The organism is Caballeronia eucalypticola, from assembly GCF_047608185.1.
Taxonomy (GTDB): Bacteria; Pseudomonadota; Gammaproteobacteria; order Burkholderiales; family Burkholderiaceae; genus Caballeronia.
Genome location: NZ_JBLKRU010000006.1, coordinates 211,503 through 228,776 on the forward strand (window position 1 = coordinate 211,503; position 17,274 = coordinate 228,776).

General features: G+C 60.3%; 18 protein-coding genes. 11 read left to right on the forward strand and 7 right to left on the reverse strand.

Going from position 1 to position 17,274, the window contains the following annotated elements:
- Positions 1-7: 7 nt before the first annotated feature.
- Positions 8-535: a M48 metallopeptidase family protein gene (locus ACMX25_RS10175; RefSeq protein WP_414949614.1), complete on the forward strand. Its 528-nt coding sequence runs from the start codon at positions 8-10 to the stop codon at positions 533-535.
- Positions 536-540: 5 nt separating this feature from the next.
- On the opposite strand, the gene ACMX25_RS10180 is transcribed toward ACMX25_RS10175, so the two are convergent.
- Positions 541-2,082: a DHA2 family efflux MFS transporter permease subunit gene (locus tag ACMX25_RS10180; protein ID WP_414949615.1), complete on the reverse strand. Its 1,542-nt coding sequence runs from the start codon at positions 2,080-2,082 to the stop codon at positions 541-543.
- Positions 2,083-2,233: 151 nt separating this feature from the next.
- Here ACMX25_RS10180 and ACMX25_RS10185 point away from each other — a divergent pair, with 151 nt between their 5' ends.
- Both ACMX25_RS10185 and cls read left to right on the forward strand, forming a co-directional pair.
- Positions 2,234-2,677, forward strand: a complete 444-nt coding sequence (locus tag ACMX25_RS10185; RefSeq protein WP_414949616.1) for a MarR family winged helix-turn-helix transcriptional regulator — start codon at positions 2,234-2,236, stop codon at positions 2,675-2,677.
- A gap of 215 nt (positions 2,678-2,892) precedes the next feature.
- A complete protein-coding gene (gene cls / locus ACMX25_RS10190; protein ID WP_414949683.1) occupies positions 2,893-4,170 on the forward strand; it encodes a cardiolipin synthase in 1,278 nt (425 codons plus the stop codon).
- Between the two features lie 41 nt (positions 4,171-4,211).
- Here cls and ACMX25_RS10195 read toward each other — a convergent pair whose 3' ends face one another.
- Together ACMX25_RS10195 and ACMX25_RS10200 are read right to left on the reverse strand one after the other, a co-directional pair.
- Entirely contained in the window at positions 4,212-4,535 is a 324-nt protein-coding gene (locus ACMX25_RS10195) for a hypothetical protein (protein WP_414949617.1), read from the reverse strand.
- A 54-nt stretch (positions 4,536-4,589) separates the two neighbouring features.
- Entirely contained in the window at positions 4,590-5,000 is a 411-nt protein-coding gene (locus tag ACMX25_RS10200; RefSeq protein ID WP_414949618.1) for a hypothetical protein, read from the reverse strand.
- Between the two features lie 146 nt (positions 5,001-5,146).
- Here ACMX25_RS10200 and ACMX25_RS10205 point away from each other — a divergent pair, with 146 nt between their 5' ends.
- On the forward strand, positions 5,147-5,389 hold the full coding sequence (locus ACMX25_RS10205) for a hypothetical protein (RefSeq protein WP_414949620.1): 243 nt from the start codon (positions 5,147-5,149) through the stop codon (positions 5,387-5,389).
- A gap of 215 nt (positions 5,390-5,604) precedes the next feature.
- Here ACMX25_RS10205 and ACMX25_RS10210 read toward each other — a convergent pair whose 3' ends face one another.
- Positions 5,605-6,852, reverse strand: coding sequence for a CaiB/BaiF CoA transferase family protein (locus ACMX25_RS10210; protein WP_414949621.1), 1,248 nt, complete (start codon positions 6,850-6,852; stop codon positions 5,605-5,607).
- Positions 6,853-7,094: 242 nt separating this feature from the next.
- Here ACMX25_RS10210 and ACMX25_RS10215 point away from each other — a divergent pair, with 242 nt between their 5' ends.
- From ACMX25_RS10215 to ACMX25_RS10230, 4 genes are all read left to right on the forward strand, one after another.
- On the forward strand, positions 7,095-7,463 hold the full coding sequence (locus tag ACMX25_RS10215; protein ID WP_414949622.1) for a COG4315 family predicted lipoprotein: 369 nt from the start codon (positions 7,095-7,097) through the stop codon (positions 7,461-7,463).
- 138 nt (positions 7,464-7,601) lie between these two features.
- Entirely contained in the window at positions 7,602-8,120 is a 519-nt protein-coding gene (locus ACMX25_RS10220) for a sigma-70 family RNA polymerase sigma factor (protein ID WP_414949624.1), read from the forward strand.
- Positions 8,117-8,911, forward strand: a complete 795-nt coding sequence (locus ACMX25_RS10225) for an anti-sigma factor family protein (protein WP_414949626.1) — start codon at positions 8,117-8,119, stop codon at positions 8,909-8,911. Before ACMX25_RS10220 ends, ACMX25_RS10225 begins: the two co-directional genes overlap by 4 nt.
- A gap of 74 nt (positions 8,912-8,985) precedes the next feature.
- Entirely contained in the window at positions 8,986-9,558 is a 573-nt protein-coding gene (locus ACMX25_RS10230) for a YbhB/YbcL family Raf kinase inhibitor-like protein (protein WP_414949627.1), read from the forward strand.
- Positions 9,559-9,582: 24 nt separating this feature from the next.
- Here the strand turns inward: ACMX25_RS10230 and ACMX25_RS10235 are convergent, their stop codons facing one another.
- From ACMX25_RS10235 to ACMX25_RS10245, 3 genes are all read right to left on the reverse strand, one after another.
- Positions 9,583-11,034, reverse strand: coding sequence for a glycosyltransferase family 2 protein (locus ACMX25_RS10235; protein ID WP_414949629.1), 1,452 nt, complete (start codon positions 11,032-11,034; stop codon positions 9,583-9,585).
- Positions 11,035-11,099: 65 nt separating this feature from the next.
- Positions 11,100-11,702 carry a cytochrome b gene (locus tag ACMX25_RS10240; protein WP_414949631.1) on the reverse strand — a complete coding sequence of 201 codons (603 nt, stop codon included), beginning with the start codon at positions 11,700-11,702 and terminating at the stop codon, positions 11,100-11,102.
- A gap of 177 nt (positions 11,703-11,879) precedes the next feature.
- On the reverse strand, positions 11,880-12,848 hold the full coding sequence (locus ACMX25_RS10245) for a LysR family transcriptional regulator (protein WP_414949632.1): 969 nt from the start codon (positions 12,846-12,848) through the stop codon (positions 11,880-11,882).
- 118 nt (positions 12,849-12,966) lie between these two features.
- Between ACMX25_RS10245 and ACMX25_RS10250 the strand changes: the two genes are divergently transcribed.
- The 3 genes from ACMX25_RS10250 (at position 12,967) to ACMX25_RS10260 (ending at position 17,188) form a co-directional block, all read left to right on the forward strand.
- The gene (locus ACMX25_RS10250) at positions 12,967-14,319 is read left to right on the forward strand and encodes an MFS transporter (protein ID WP_414949633.1); all 1,353 of its coding nucleotides are present in this window, start codon (positions 12,967-12,969) and stop codon (positions 14,317-14,319) included.
- A 1-nt stretch (position 14,320) separates the two neighbouring features.
- Complete coding sequence (locus ACMX25_RS10255) at positions 14,321-15,331, forward strand: hypothetical protein (protein ID WP_414949634.1); 1,011 nt, start codon at positions 14,321-14,323, stop codon at positions 15,329-15,331.
- Between the two features lie 186 nt (positions 15,332-15,517).
- A complete protein-coding gene (locus ACMX25_RS10260) occupies positions 15,518-17,188 on the forward strand; it encodes a tannase/feruloyl esterase family alpha/beta hydrolase (RefSeq protein WP_462686293.1) in 1,671 nt (556 codons plus the stop codon).
- The last annotated feature ends 86 nt before the right edge of the window (positions 17,189-17,274 follow it).

The window sequence follows — 17,274 nt, forward strand, 5'->3', positions numbered from 1 at the left end:
ACCCATCATGCTTCCTCTGAAATACCTCAGCGCCTATCCGCAAACGCTCCAGGATAAAGTCCGCAAACTTATCGCCGATGACCAACTCGGCAAGTATCTCGACGACCGGTATCCGCACCGCCACGCCGTGCAATCGGATCGCGCGCTGTATCAATACACCACGGATCTCAAGCAGGAGTTTCTGCGCGTGGCGCCGGCTATCGATAAGGTGATGTACGACGCGAAACTTGACGTACTGCGTCATGCGCTCGGTCTGCACACAGCCATATCGCGCGTGCAGGGCGGCAAGCTTAAAGCGAAGAAGGAGATTCGGGTCGCGTCGCTGTTCAAGGAAGCGGCCCCGGAATTCTTGCGCATGATCGTCGTGCATGAACTCGCGCATTTGAAGGAAAGCGACCACAACAAAGCGTTTTACAGGCTATGCGAGTTCATGCAGCCCGGGTATCACCAGATTGAATTCGATCTGCGCATCTACCTGACCCAACGCGATCTTTCACGCGATTCGTCCGCTTTGTCGAATTCGTCCATCAAGTAATTGCGTCAATCCGCCGCCGCGTGAGCGAGGGTTTCGCTGGAAACACTTCGCATCGGCCGGATCAGCAACAGCAGCGGTACCACCAGCAAGGTCGCGACGAACATCAGCTTGAAGTCATTCAGGTACGCGATCATCTGCGCCTGCTGATTAATCGATTGATCCATCAGCGCGAGACTCATCTGCGATCCACTTTCGAGCATGGGCTGCATCGACGGATTGAATACGTTCACGTTCGCTGCGAGATCGGCGTGCGCGACCTGCGTGCCGCGCGTCATCATGGTCTGCACAATCGAGATGCCAATACTGCTGCCAATATTACGCATCAGGCTGTAGGTCGCCGTGCCGTCGGCGCGCAGTTCGGGCGTCAGCGTGGAAAACGTCAGCGCGCTCAGCGGCACAAAGACGAAACCCAGCCCAAAACCTTGGATCACGCCGGGCCACACGATGTCCGACACCGACAGCACCAGCGTGTATTGCATCATCTGCCAGAGCGCGAACGCCGAAATGAGAAAGCCGGCGAGCAACAACAAACGCGCGTCGATGCGTCGTAACAACCGCCCGGCAACCAGCATGGCGACCATGGTTCCCGCGCCGCTGGGCGCCGTGACCAGACCCGTCGTGGCGACGGGATAGTTCATCAGGTTCTGCAACATCGGCGGCAACAATGCACGCGTCGCGTACATCACTGCGCCAATCATGAAGATGAAAAACACGCCGGTCGCAAAATTGCGGTCCTTCAGCAGTTCGTACTTGAAGAACGAACGCTTGCCGGCGGTCGCGGTGTGCGCGAGAAAAAAGATAAAAGCCAGCACGGCAAGGATGGCTTCGATGCGGATTTCGAGCGAACCGAACCAGTCGAGCTGCTCGCCGCGATCGAGCATGGCCTGAAGTGCGCCGATCGCCAGGCCTAGCGTAGCGAACCCGAACGCGTCGAATTTCACCCCGAGCTTCGCCGCTCGCGCCGGCAGGAACGTCACCACGCCAAAGAGCGCAAACGCGCCGATCGGCACGTTGATGAAAAATACCCAGCGCCAGTTGTAGCTGTCGGTGAGCCAGCCGCCGAGTGTTGGCCCGAGAATGGGCCCGACCATCACGCCCATGCCCCAGACGGCCATCGCCTGACCTTGCTTCTCGCGTGGATTGATGTCGAGCAGAATGGATTGCGACAGCGGCACGAGCGAGGCGCCGAAAATGCCCTGCAGCAATCGGGACGCGACAATCTGCGCAAGACTCTCCGATAACCCGCACAGCGCCGAAGCGACCGTGAAACCCGCGATCGATATGATCAGGAGCCGCTTTGTGCTCAGCCGATCGGATAACCAGCCGGTCAGCGGCGTGGCGATCGCTGCCGCAACAATGTACGACGTCAGCACCCACGTGATCTCGTCCTGCGACGCCGACAACGTGCCCTGCATATGCGGCAGCGCGACATTGGCAATCGTGCTGTCGAGTGTCTGGATCAGCGTTGCAAGCATGATCGAGATCGTGAGCATGGGCCGGTTGAGCGGCGTGGCCGCCGCGCTTGCCGGCATCGATTCAGAAGACATTCAGGCGCCAATCCGGTTATCAAGGCGCTTACTTTAATAGTAAGCATGCTTATTATAAACAGGCTGATGATTGGAACAAGGACTCAGAAACCCGGGGAAACCCTCGTCCGCTCGAATGCGTGTGCGCGAGCTTCTTTCGTATAATCCGGGCATGGAAACGCACCTCGACAAGCGCTTTGGTTTTCTGATTTCGGACGTGGGCCGCTTGTGCAGCAAGCGCTTCGACGAACTCGCGAAATCGTCCCTCGACCTCACGCGGGCGCAATGCCGCGCGCTCGCCTATCTGTCCCATTTCGGCGATGTGAACCAGGCGCGGCTGGCCGATCTGCTCGAAGTCGCGCCGATATCGGCTGGCCGCCTGCTCGATCGGATGGAGGAAGGCGGCTGGATCGAACGTTTTTCGAATCCCGATGACCGTCGCGAACGGACCGTGAGAATGACGGCGAAGGCTGAAGGCGCGCTGGGCAGGGCTCGCCGGGTGGGGGATTCAGTAGCCACGGAAGCGTTGGCAGGGCTCGACGCCGACGAGCGTGCGCAACTGATCTCGCTGCTGCGACGCGTGCGCGTGAATCTGAGCACGATTGTGGACGAGTGAGCGAATTGGGAAGGGTCGGTCGCGCGATTGCCATGCAGCGGCCGCATTCAGATCCACGTCCTTTAACTCCGTCAACGCAGCGCAATCGATAGGAGGTCCGACATTTGCTACAAAGCGTGTCGAATCGTCCGCCGCGCATCCGCGATGCTTGCGGGCTCCCGCAACGCGTCCTCCTCTCCTGATTGCAACTCGTCTCCTCGGAATCCGACATGCTCCTGCTCGCCATACCGCTTACGGTAGTCGTCACGCTCGTCGTGGTCCTGATCCTTGCGAACTTCGTTAGCGGCGAAAAGAAGGTCGAGCACAACATTGACCGGCTGTATGCCAGCGACGACCCGCAGTTCATTCGTTCAATGAGCCTTCTGCTAGGGCCGCCCGTGACGTCGGGCAACCGGTATGCCGTGCTGCTAAACGGCGACGAAATCTTCCCTTCCATGCTTGATGGCATTCAATCCGCCAAAGAGACCATTACCTTCGAAACGTTCATCTACTGGTCCGGTGAAATTGGCGCGCGATTTGCGGAGGCGTTGTCGGAGAAAGCGCGCTCGGGTGTGGCTGTGCATATCCTGCTCGACTGGATGGGCTGCAAAAAAATGGACCACCGTTACCTCGACGAATTGCGGCAAGCCGGTGCCGAGGTCGTGCAGTATCACAAGCCGCACTGGACCGGACTCGGGAGAATGAATAACCGGACGCACCGCAAGCTGCTGATCATCGATGGCCACGTGGGTTTCACCGGCGGCGTCGGGATTGCGGAAGAATGGACCGGGCACGCGCAAGACGAAAAGCATTGGCGCGACACGCATTTCAGGGTGGAAGGTCCGGTAGTCGGACACATGCAGGCCGTCTTCATGGACAACTGGATCAAGGCGACTGGCAACGTGCTTCATGGTCCCAAGTACTTTCCTGAGATATCCCCCTTGCCGGAGGGCGATGCGAGTAACGGCGTCGCGCACATGTTCAGCAGCTCTCCCACTCACGGCGCGGACGACATGGAGCTGATGTATCTCATGGCGATCACTGCGGCCACGCACAGCATTCATCTGGCCAGCGCATATTTCGTCCCCGACGGCCTCGCGATCAATGCCTTGGTGGAGGCCGCTCGACGCGGCGTGAGAGTACGCATTGTGACACCCGGCAAACGCATTGATACGCATACGGTGCGTGAGGCTTCCCGCGCCTGCTGGGGAGATTTGCTGGCCGCGGGTATCGAAATTCATGAATATCAGCCGACCATGTTCCATTGCAAACTACTCGTAGTGGACGATTACCTGGTTTCAGTCGGATCGACGAATTTCGATAGCCGCTCGTTCAAGCTTAACGATGAAGCGAATCTCAATATCTACGATCGGGAATTCGCTCGTCAGCAAAGTGCGATCTTCGACGCCGATATAGAAAAGTCGCACCTCGTCACGTACGAGGAGTGGCTGAATCGGCCGAGGCTAGAAAAGCTGATAGAGAAAGCGATGCCGTTGCTCGATTGGCAACTTTGAGCATCTACACGATTTCCCGGGTTCGACCTTCGGCTATGACCTCAATGCAGTGTCAGACTGCCGCCCGCTGCCCCAATCAACTTTCTCATGGGCCACGCCTGCGCATACTGGCCAATCACAGCCACTTCACGATCCGCCTGCTCGGGCTGCACACGGTCGTCCACCACCACGATGATTGGCATGTTGGCAGTCAGCGCATTGCCCCGCAGGTCCACAAGCTTGTAAAACTCCGACGACGAAGCGTTGCGATGACATGAGATCACGTCGATCTGCGTGTCACCCTGCGACAGGTCGAAGCCATAGTGACGGCCTGACACGCCCGCAGCCTTTAGCGTGCTCCTCACTGCCAGGACATCTGGCTTCATTGCGTTGAGGTAAAGCCTTGTATCGCCGATCAGCTCGGCTCGCGGACCGCGAAGTCAGTACCCGCGTTGTCGAACTCCCATCTGGCCAGACTCATCAATGCGTCGATATAACTCGCGAACCCCGACGCCATGTTGGCAATTTTCAAACGTGCCTTCAATTTCTCCCTCATGCGTCACCTTGATATCCGGCTGCTTGATCGCCGCTTTCACGACCTGATAGTCCCGCAGATGAAACGAATTGATCTGGCGAGCGAAGCAGTGGAACAGCGTTCCCCCTGAATCAAAGAACCGTATCTGCTCGGGATCGCCCTCACCCAGATACTCCGCGTAAATCTCGAATGGGTCGCCACCGTAAAAGCCAAAAGGGGTTTGGAGAGCCATCATGGGCGGGTATTCATCTTCTAGTTGCACGCAGCCGAAGCCGAGCTTTGCGCACATGTCCTGGCAGGACGACTGGATATTCATTTCGACTCCGGAACCGAAGGGTCAGGTAAAACGCATGACAGCGTCAAGTTGGTCTTCCTGCAGAAGAGCAGCAGCGCGCTCGTAAAACTGATCGCAGACCATTCAGCGTGGCCAGCTAAACGATCGCGGCCCACGTGCTCGTGAGGATGCTGATAACCACCGACTGGTCGTCGACCGCTTTGGAAAACGTCGAGCTGGTACGCACGGCGATTACCCCGATGCTGGGAGCAATACATGCTGAACAGGAATTGCTTGAGGTGCGGCCGGTGGCAGTACCGAACAGACAGATCAGCCGCGATATCCTGAATGCGTTTGCCTTCGGCGTCCGTGACGCCGAACTCGCACTTCGCCCAATTTACCGTGTGCTGCCGCCTTCTCCATCCCGTTGATGAATCGCCAAATTTGGTGAGGCTCAACAGGCGTTCCGCCTCGTCCCGTGGAAGATCGTCGATCATATGAGGTCATGGTTTGCATCCTGCGTGCTTGCGTGGATTTCACATGACCAACCATACCTTGACGCGCTTTAGGTGAGTCAAGCTGAACGTTGTCATAAAGTGTCGGCTCGCCGGACCGACACACCTGACATCGCGAGGAAGCGATCAAGCTATCCGCCGATCACGCCCGTTCGCGTCAGCTCCTCAATCTGTGCATCGCCCATTCCAAGCACGTCGCGCAGCATGGCGCTCGTGTGCTGTCCAAGCATTGGGGGCGCCTGATCGTATGCAACCGGCGTAGCCGATAACCGCAGCGGGCTCGCCACCGTCGGCGCCACGCCCGCGACAGGATGCGTTATCTCCCGCGCCGCGCCGCGAAACTGCGCCTGATCGGAATCGAAAGCCTGCGCGATATCGTTGATCGGCCCGCATGGCACGCCACACGCCTCGAGCGCGTCGACCCAAGCGTCGCGAGGACGCGTCATGAACACCGCGGCCAGTTGCGGCAACAATTCCGCCCGGTTCACGCTACGCCCACTATTGGTGGCGAAGCGCGCATCGAGCGCCAGTTCGGGTACGTTCATCGCGGTGCATAGCGAACGAAACTGGCTGTCGTTGCCGCATGCGACGATCACATGACCATCGCTCGTGGCGAAAGTCTGATACGGCACGATGTTCGGATGCGCATTGCCCATGCGCTGGGGCGCGATGCCCGTGGTGAGGTAATTCATCGACTGGTTGGCGAGCATGGCGAGCTGGCAATCGAGCAACGCGATGTCGAGATGTTGCCCAAGCCCGCTTTTTTCGCGCTCCATCAGCGCGGCGAGCACGCCGGTAGTCGCATACATGCCAGCCATCAGATCTGTCACGGCAACGCCGACTTTTTCCGGACCGCCGCCCGCGACGCTGTCGGGTTCGCCGGTGATGCTCATCAGGCCGCCCATGCCCTGGATCAGGAAGTCATAACCCGCGCGCTGCGATAGCGGTCCGCTTTGACCAAACCCCGTTATCGAACAGTAAACAAGCCGTGGATTGAGCGACGACAAACTCTCGTAGTCCAGCCCGTATTTCCTGAGCCCACCCACCTTGAAGTTTTCGACGACCACATCGCAGGACTTCGCAAACTCGCGGATCAACGCAGCGCCTTCAGGTGAACTCATGTCGATAGCAACCGACTGCTTGTTGCGGTTCGCACACAGGAAATAGGCGCTCTCCGACGTGTCTCGCCCCTCGGCGTCGCGCAGGAACGGCGGCCCCCATGTGCGGGTATCGTCGCCCGCGCCCGGTCGCTCGATCTTGATCACCTGCGCCCCGAGATCCGCGAGGTTCTGCGTGCACCACGGCCCCGCCAGCACCCTCGATAAATCCAGCACGCGAATGCCATCCAGCGGGCGCTTTCTCGATGTATTTGTATTCATGTTCGCGCCCGGGTTTTCCGGCGTCGGTTGAGTCTTGCTGTCCTGCACCATTTCACCTCGCTCTTTTCACGCCGGGTTTTGGCTGATGCCGTCGATTGTAGCCAAGTCATCCGACAGGGCGTGTCGGCCGATCGACAGGTTCGAAATCACGTCCGCAGCCGAAATATTTGTCAGCCACCGGAATATTCGACGAGCACCATCCGTTTATCCCGTACCTGCACAAACGGAACGAGACGAACAACATGAGATTGCGAATCCCGATGCTCGCTGCAGCCCTTGTTGCGGCGTTCAGCCTGAATGCGCATGCCGCCCCGCCCATGGCCGCAAGCGGTAGGTACACCGACGCGAAGGGCATGACGCTCTACACGTTCGATAAAGATCCGGCGTCCGGCCCGAGCGCGTGCAGCGGCGGTTGCGCCCAGGCGTGGCCCGCGGTCATGGCCGACGCCTCGGACAAACCAAAAGGTGACTGGACCATCATGCCGGCCGCCGATGGCGGCAACCAGTGGGCGTACAAAGGCAAGCGCGTCTACACGTTCGCGAAAGACCAGAAACCGGGCGATGCCACCGGCGACAATTTCAAGGACATGTGGCATACGGTCAAGCAATAAGCGTGAAGCAGAAACCATCAGGAGCGATGGAGACCAGCCTGAAGCGATCGATGGCCACTGTCCGCGCGCCGGCGATATTGCCGGAACGTGAACAGTGGCCTGGATCGCCGGAAGTGAACCAGACATGAGCCAAGGCCGTTGAGCTTCGATACCGACCTCGTTGGGGTTCTCCCGCAGTTGCGGCGTTATGCGCGCGCGCTGACGGGGGACCGTGCGTGGGCCGATGACCTCGTGCAGGATGTGACCGAACGGGCGCTCGGCCGGTCGAAAGGATTTCGCGTCGGTAGTAATCTTCGCGCATGGCTGTTCACGATCATGCGCAATCTCTATATCGATCAGTTGCGCGGCCGGCGCGATATTGCCGTCGACGATGAAACCGCGCCCTGGCGCCAGATGGCCGCGCCCGTGGGCGAAGTCGACGGGCTCGTGTTGCGCGACGTGCAACGCGCGCTGTATTGCTTGCCGGTCGAGCAACGCGAAGTCATGCTGCTTGTCTGCGTGGAGGACATGAGTTATCAGGAGGCATCCGTGGTGTTGAACGTGCCGGCCGGAACGGTAATGTCGCGACTATCGCGGGCACGTGAACACATGCGTGTGCTGCTCGGTGAGGAACCGGGCCGCAAATCGGCATCGTTGAAAATCGTGAGTGGCGCATGACGAATCACGAACGTCCTGATCAAGCAGATTCCAGCGCCGCAGCCGATGAGTTGCGCGCGCTGTCGGCGTTCATCGACGATGAAGCGCCGGAGGCCGAGCGCGCCGAAACCGCCGCGCGCATTGCCCGCGATCCGGCGAGCGCAGCGACAGTGGCCGCGTATCGCGCGCAAGATAATGCGCTGCGCGCGCTGTTTGCCGCCACGGCTGATAAAGAGCCGCAAATCGTGCTCGTGCGTCCTCGCAAGCGTTACCTGATGGCTGCTAGCTGGCTGGTGGTGGGTATCGCGTGTGGCTTCCTGATGCACATGCTGTTGCCGGTCCTCGGCCAGGAACGCCCGGCGCCCACGTTCGCGCAACGCGCGGATATCGCTTACGCCGTGTACGCGCCTGAGCAGCGGCACGCGGTGGAAGTCGCGGCGTCACAGGAAGATCATCTGGTTACGTGGCTGTCCAAACGGCTCAACCGGACTTTGACTATTCCTTCGCTGCACGAATATGGGTTCGAGCTGGTCGGTGGCCGCTTGTTGCCCGGCGAGGACGGACCCGCGGCGCAGTTCATGTATCAGAACGCCAACGGCGAACGGCTTACGCTGTACATGACCAGCGGTTCGGGCAAGCACAATGACGAATACGCCATACGGATGCTGCGCGAAGGCTCGCGACGAACTTTCTACTGGACGACGGATCACGCGGGTTACGCGCTTTCAGGGCAGATTGGCGAGGCGAAGCTGCGTGCCATCAGCTTCGATACCTGCGCGGCGTTAGGCGGCGATCCAAAGAAATGGCAGTAAAAAGACATCGGGATCGCGGCGTTTGACGGTGAGTACTTAGCGCGAAGTTACCAAGACTCAAGGCCAGAAGAACAATGAAAAATAATCGAAGCAGCATGCGCCGCGCAAAGCGGCTTTTGCGCGTTGCCGCGTTCGGCACGGGATGTTTGCTGAGCGTTGTCGCCATCGCCGATGAGCGCTTCACGCTGAGCTCGCCCGGCCTCACCGATAACGCCACCCTCGACTCCCGGCACGCCGCCAGCGCTCAGGATTGCGGCGGCAAGAACATCTCGTTGCCGCTCACGTGGAGCAATGCGCCCAGTGACGCAAAAAGCTTCGCGATCACTATCTACGATCCCGACGGCGCTCGCGGCCTGGGTATCGTGCACTGGATCCTCTACGGAATTCCCGCCACGACGACCGCGCTCGGAGAAGGCGGGCCGCCGCCGGCGGGGAGCATCGGCGGAATCAACCGGACGGGGAAGGACGGCTATTACGGACCTTGTCCGCCGCACGGCGATGCACCGCATCACTATGTCGTGCAAGCCTACGCACTGGATCTCGCCGCCAATGCCCTACCCGCCGCACTCGATCGCGATGCTTTAATTGCAGCGATGAAGGGTCACGTGCTGGCGTCGTCGAGCATGGTGGGGCGGTACGCGCGCTGATGATCATCGCGCTTATGCCTTCAGTCAGGCCTCATCCGCGGCCGCGAGTCCCGCCCTCGTCTGAACGCGCCATGCACGTGAACCGCCGAGAAAGTCGACCCAGCCAAGCGCCGCGCCCGTATGGCGCAGCAACTGGAATGTGAACGGCTCGACAATCGCCGTCACAACCGCCATCCACAGGCTCGACCCGGCCGTGTCTCCGGTCCAGCGCCGGTACAGATGCACGGTCCACAAATGGAACGCGAAATCGATAAGAATCTTCGCGCCGATCACACTGAAAATCGGCAGCACAATCGCGCCGCGCCGATCCACGATAAACCCCAGCAACAGCGCAAACGCTGTCAGCCCGTAGATAGGCTGCACGGTATCGAACGCCTTCACGGGCAGCATCAGCAGACCGAGCGTGCCGTAACGCCGGTTGCCGGTCATATCGCGATTCCAGTATTGCGTCTGCAAAAAGCCCGCGAACCAGCGCCGCCGTTGCCGCATGAAACCGCTGAACGAACTCGGCGCGTCCGTGATGGCGTGCGCGTTGCCCACTACTCGCACGTCCCAGTCCAGACCGTGATCGACAGAATGACGGCGCAGACGGTGAATCAGTTCGTAATCCTCGACCAGGCATTGCGGATCGAAACCGCCGACGGCCAGCAGCGCATCGCGGCGAAATGAGGCGAACGCGCCCGAGATCAGCAGCAGACTATCCGCACGCATCCAGGCAAATCGCGCGATGAAATTACGGATGTATTCGTAGGTCTGGAACCACTGGAAAAAGCGTCCGCTCATTGTTTTGCTGCACACCGGAACCAGGATGCCCGCCGCCGCAACCAGGTTCGCCTGCGATGCAAACGCGCTGCGCATGGCCAGAACGGCGTCGTCGGCGAGACGCGTGTCGGCATCGACGGTCATGACAATCGGCGTACTGATTTTTTCGATAGCCGCATTCAGCGCACGCGCCTTGCCGCCATGCGCCACACGTAGCCAGAAGAGCGTTGGATGCAGAGTGGACGCCGCGCTCAACTCGCCTTCCACCGGTGCAACAAGACCAAAACGCTGCGTGAGAAGCTCGGCAGTGGCGTCCGAAGAACCATCGTCGGCAATCACGATTTGCGCCGCGCCGTGTGTTTGCCCGAGCAACTTTGCGAGCGTGTTGGGCAACACGGCCGCTTCGTTATGCGACGCCACGATCACGCCAAGCTGCGGCAAACCAAATTCGCGCTGTTTGCGATCAAGTGGCTTATGAGGCCGCACGAGCGTCCACGATTTCGCCGCGACGAACATCAGCAGCAAGGTGTCGTAGATCACGTAGGCAATGCCCGTGGACCATGCCACCACGCCGTGCAGGAAAAACGCACGGGCGAACAGCACAAGCCAGAGCAGCACCACGCCACCGTGAATCAGCACGCTCGCGAGGGTGATCGGGCGGGGTGCCAGACGCGGCGACGCCTGCGCGAGCGCCTCTTCCAAAGTCCGCTTCACAACGGCATCCGGTTGGGGCGAGGCCTTTTTGGGTCGCATGGGGACGGCGTGAAGTTTCACATCCATTACGGCACCATCCGCGAGATCACCGACTTCTTGTCGATCCATTGATGCTTGAGCGCGCCGCCCACGTGCATCGCTAAAAGTGCGTACAGCGCGTAACCGAGCCACGCGTGCAATGCGCCGAAACGATCGTGCAACGACTCCTTCAACGCCGGATCGAGGTTCATCACGAACCCCACGCGCGGCCACGGAATCACGCCGAACAGATGCATCGGATGCGTAGCGGCGCCTTTCCACGCCGAGTCGTGCAGCCAGCCGGACAACGGCAAGCCGATCATCAGCAGATACAGCACAAAGTGCGCAATGTGAGCGGCCATGTGTTCCCACTTCGGAAACGCCTTCGGCAACGGCGGCGGACGATGCGACACGCGCCACAAGATACGCAGCAGCACCAGACCGAGAACCGTGATGCCGATGGACTTATGGGTATCGACGATCGGACGGATCCATGAATCAGGAAACGATTCCGCCGTCAGTCCCAGCACGACGTTACAGATAATCAGCAATGCGATCAGCCAGTGCAGGACCATTGCGGTGCGTGTGTAGCGCAGCGACGTCTCGGTTTGCGGTGGATCTGAAACCGCGTTGGCAGCTTGCGTGGACATTGAAACTCCGTGCGGGAAATGGGGATTGGCCGGATGGTTCTGCCACCCGCCGCGCCAGCTTGGTCTATTGAAGCCAAGCGCGACAAGTTGCAGACGACACGATCCAAACGCGCCGCGGCGCCCGTTTATTCCATCGATTCTGCGGGAAAACGCGAACTTGCGTTAGTCGACCGTTTGTCAGATGACGTGTTGAAAGGATTCGACGGATCCGACGCCCTTGATCGACGCATTTGGCGAGACGAACGCCAGCACCGCTTGAGCGAATTGCAACGCAGCCGGATTCGCCGCGTCGCGTCGCGTGACAAGGTGAAGCGGCGCGGAGAACGCTTCGTCGCCGGCAACTGCGCAATACACCACGGTTTCCTGCTGGTATCGCTGCATGGATGCAGGCACGAGCGTAATGCCGCCGCCGGCCGCCACCAAATTGATGGCGCTCAACATGCGCGGCACTTCGCTCACCACCTCCGGCTTGAATCCCGCCTCCTCGCACGCGCGGATGAAGTCGGCGTACATACCCGGCGCGCCCGGTCGCCGCACGAAGATAAACGACTCGCCGGCGAGCGCCTTCAGCGGCACACGCGGTTGTTTGCCCGGACGCACGCCTTTTGCGGGTAGCAACGTGTGCCCAACCGGCAGCACGAGCACCATCCGCTCCTCGTGCAGCAAGTCGAAGCGCAGCTCCGCGGGCATCTCGATCGGCTTGCGCAGGATGCCTGCATCGACACGTCCAATCAACATCCGCTCGATAATGTCAGCCGCGTTGATCTCGTTCAGGTCGATGGCAATATCAGGATGCGTCGCGCGGAAACGGCGGATCGCGGCGGTGGCAAGCGGGTGAAATGCCGCCGAGCTCGTCAGCGCGATCCGCACGGAACCGAGTTGGCCGTTCGCCACGCGCCGGGCGTTGACCACGCCTTGATCGAGCGCATCGAGCACGGCGCGGGCATCGACGACAAAAGCCGCACCCGCCGATGTCAGCTCCACCCCGCGCGGCAAACGCGTGAAAAGCGCAAAACCCAGCTCTCGCTCGAGCTCCTGAATCTGCTGCGACAACGGCGGCTGCTGGATATGCAGCCGTGCCGCCGCCCGCGTGAACTGGCGCTCTTCGGCGACAGCGAGGAAGTACCGTAGGTGACGCAGTTCCATCTGAGTACCTCGCATACGCTGTAAATATGGCAATGCCATCCGATATGTATTTTACATTTGCCACTGCGTTTCGTACTCTTCGACTCAAATACACATAAATGCACGAATCCGGAGACATATGGAAACCACCTTCCCACCCAATTCGGCCGACCACGCGCCGGCTTCGCTGGCGTCGCTCAGCAAGGCGCAGATTCGCCGCGCCGTGCTGGCGTCGGTGATCGGCAATGGGCTGGAATGGTTCGATTTCCTGATCTACGGCTACTTCGCGAAGATCATCGCGCACGTGTTTTTCCCGGTCGGCAACACGGCGCTTTCAACGACGCTGACGCTCGGCACATTTGCGGTTGGATTCATCGTGCGCCCGCTCGGCGGGATCTTCATTGGCGCTTATGCGGATCGCGTCGGGCGCCGCAAGACGCTTTCCATGCTCATCCTGATGATGGCCGCCAGCACCTTGTTGATGGGCCTCACGCCCGGCTATTCGACTATCGGGTTTGCCGCGCCGTTGCTCGTGCTGCTTGCACGCGTCATGCAGGGTTTATCGGTTGGCGGCGAGTTCGCCACGGCTGCCGCGATGCTCACGGAATACGCGCCGCGCGGCAAGAAGATGTTCTTCGGCAGCTTCCAGATGACTTCGCAGGCGGTGGCGCTCGTGCTTTCATCGGCGTTTGGCTATTTCCTGACATCGAATCTGGACCGGGCGTCGCTTGAGTCATGGGGCTGGCGCGTGCCTTTCCTGGTCGGCGCGCTGGTCGGGCCAGTGGGGTTTTATATCCGCCACAAGGTCGCGGAATCGCCCGAGTTCGTCGAGTTGCGTGAACGGCTTGGCCACGCGCCCCGGCAGACCATTCGCGGTTTTTTCCGGCAACGTGGCGACGCGTCGTTGTGCGCGATGGGCGTGATCATCGTTGGGACGGCAACGAATTATTTGTGGCACACGTTCATGCCGCTGTATGTCGAGCGCCAGTTGCACTTGCCGCTGAAGAACGCGTTGTTCGGTACGGCGGTTTCAGGGCTCGTCTCGATTGTGGGATATCCGCTCGCAGGGAAACTCGCGGACCGGATCGGCGCGTACCGGCTGTTCTTTCCGGTGACGATTGTCTGGGTCGTGATCGCATATCCGCTGTTTGCATGGGTGCTCGCGTCCCCAACACCCGGCCGCGTTTTCGCAGCGCAAATGGTCGCGACCGTGGTGCTGAGTCTGATGTCGGGGCCGCATCCCGGCATGCTCACACAGTTGTTCCCCACTGCCACGCGCTCTACCGGCGTCGCGCTTTCGTACAACATCGCGGTGACGCTGTTCGGCGGTCTTGCACCGCTGACCGTCTCCACGCTCATCACCGTGACTGGATCGAATATCGTGCCGGCGTATTACCTGATCTTCGCGGGTTTCGTGTCGCTTGGGCTGGTCGGGTTGACACATTCCGGGCAGCGTCTGCGCCGAGATCCCGATGCCCTCCCGCTGGACTGAAATGAACTCCTCACATAAGGCTCGCAACGAGCACCCGGTAAGCGCAGTCGGCAACGAACGGCTGCGCGTGGTGACGTCGCGTGGTACGGGTACCGTACCGTTTTACCGGTCAATAGAAGAACGGAATGCTGCAAATATTTCGCGAATCGTGATCCTGTTGCACGGCCGTTTGCGCGATGCCGACGCTTATCTGCTCTCGGCGCAACATGCGCTCGCGGCGGCATCGACCGATCCCGCCCATACATTGCTGCTCGTGCCGCAGTTCTTGGCCGCTGCGGATATTGCAGAGCATGGCTTGTCCGCCGACACGCTGCACTGGGAATGGACTTCATGGATGGGTGGCGACGACGCGCTCGGTCCCACGCCGCTGAGTTCCTTCGATGTCCTCGATGCATTCATTGCGCAATTCGCGGATACCGCTCGTTATCCGGCTTTGCGCGACGTGGTGATCGCCGGGCATTCGGGTGGCGCGCAGGTCGCGCACCGGTACGCGATCGTAGGCGCTGGCTGCAACGTAGCCGGTGTGCGATGCCGGTATGTGATCGCGAATCCATCGTCGTATGTGTACTTTGATTCGATGCGCCCCTATGAAGACGGCGTTCTGCGTCCCGCCGATACCACCGCGTGCCCGGGGGTGGATGACTGGAAGTACGGCGTGCGGCGCGCGCCACGCTACGCGGAGTCCGCGTCATTCGGTGCGCTCGAAACACGTTACGCCGCAAGCGACGTTATCTATCTGCTCGGTCAACAGGATTGCGATCCGCACCACGACGCGCTCGACCGATCGTGTGCGGCCGCAGCGCAAGGGTCTCATCGGCTTGCGCGCGGACGCTATTACTTTTCGTACCTCGAAGCCCGCCACGCAGGGCTTGGACATCGCTGTATGGAAGTCGCCGGCGTAGGTCACAACGGCGCTGCGATGCTCGATTCGCACGAAGGCGTGCGAGCGCTGTTCGACGCAGAGCGTCTTGCAAGCGTGGTCGATTCATCGATCGCCGGCGCGACGGACTAGACACAGCGCGGACCATCACGACATTCAAGAACGTTGCTTGGGCGACGGGAACGTCGTCGTCCATACGGTACGTGGTTTCTTTATTGGTTTACCGGCAAGCGTTCGTTTGGTTCGTTTGGTTCGTTTGGTTCCTTTAGCTCATTTGTCCGATGCAGCAGTGGTTAATAAACATACGGAGACAGCATGATGAAAAACACCCTCGCCGCTTGCGGCACATCCCTTCTTGTCGTTGCGCTGGCCGGTTGCGGCGGTTCATCGTCGAATAACGACGGTGCGCCTCCTACGCCACCGACACCGCCCATTTCGTCCGCCGCGGCATGCTCTGCCCTCAACGGAACCAAGATTGCGGCGACGTCGATAGGCGTTCCCAGCAACGGCGCCACGGTGGCAAGCGCGACACTGGTCGCGGCGTCGGCCACGTCTGGCGAGTATTGCCAGGTGAACGGCACCATTGCACCCGTCGATGCAACTGCGCCAAACATCAACTTCGAAGTCAACTTGCCGACAGCATGGAACAAAAAGGCGCTGCAATATGGCGGCGGCGGATTCGATGGCACGCTCATCACCGGCCTTGCCGCACTCGACATGGCGCCAGCCGGTTCATCGACACCGCTTGCCCGCGGTTACGTAACCTTCGGCGACGACTCCGGTCACCAGAGCAAAAGCATCACCGACGGCTCGTTCGCCGCGAACGATGAAGCGCTCGCCAACTACGGTGGCCTGACGCTGAAGAAAACGCACGACGTCGCCATGCTGCTACTGAAGGCGCGTTACGCCGCTGCACCCACAAAAACGTATTTCTTCGGCAGCTCAACTGGCGGCCGCGACGGCCTCACCGTGATCCAGCGATGGCCGGCCGACTACGACGGCATCGTCGTCAACCGCCCCGCGCTTAACTACACGGGCCTGCGGCTTTCCAACGTCGTGCTCGGCCGCGCGCTTTATCTGAATGGCGGCGCGGGCTGGCTCGACGTGAACAAGACCGTGCTGCTCGAGAACGCCGTAACGAAAGCCTGCGACACGCTCGATGGCGTAGCCGACGGCATCATCTCGAACGTCGCGGCGTGCAAGCTTCAAACGCCCGCTGTGCTCACGGCCCTGCGCTGCGCGGCCGGCAAAGACACGGGAGACACCTGCCTCTCCGACGCGCAGATCGCAACCGTGAACACCATTGCCTCGCCAATGGTCTTGCCCTATCCGCTCGCGAATGGCGTCACCCGTTACGCCGGGTACAACATCCTCGCCGGTTCCGTATTTGCGGGTCAGTACACCACGCGCAACTTCGGCACGTCACCCATACCGGCCAACCCCGCTGGCAAGAACGACGCGAACCAGTGGGTCACCGGCGACCAGTGGGTGAAGTACTTCATCACGCGTATTCCTACGTTCAACTCCCTCACCTTCGATCCGCTGAATCCGGGTGCGTATCAGGCACAAGTCCAGCAAGTTTCCGCTGAAAGCGATGCGACCAACCCCGACCTCTCGGCGTTTATCGCGAAGGGCGGCAAGGCGATCATCACCCACGGTCTCGCCGATGAAATCGTCAGCACGGATTCGTCCGTGGACTACTACAACGCGCTGGTGCAAAAATTCGGCCAGGCTTCCGTCGATAGTTTCGTGCGCTTCTACCTGATGCCTGGCGTAGGCCACGGCACCGGACCATTCTTGCCGCAAGTCGATTCGCTTGGCGCACTGGAACAATGGGTTGAAAGCGGCACCACGCCGGAAACACTCACAGTCACTGACTCGACCGCTGCGACTGCCGGACGGTCGCGGCCGCTGTGCCGTTACCCGACCTGGCCGAAATATGCCGGTGGCGACGTAAATTCAGCCGCGAGTTTCAGTTGTAGCCAGTAATTGACGAGGGAGGACGGGAACGGTCGAACTAGCGTCCGGAAGGCCTGTTTAGCAAGAGAAGCAATCGCTTTCTGCTCTGCTATAGT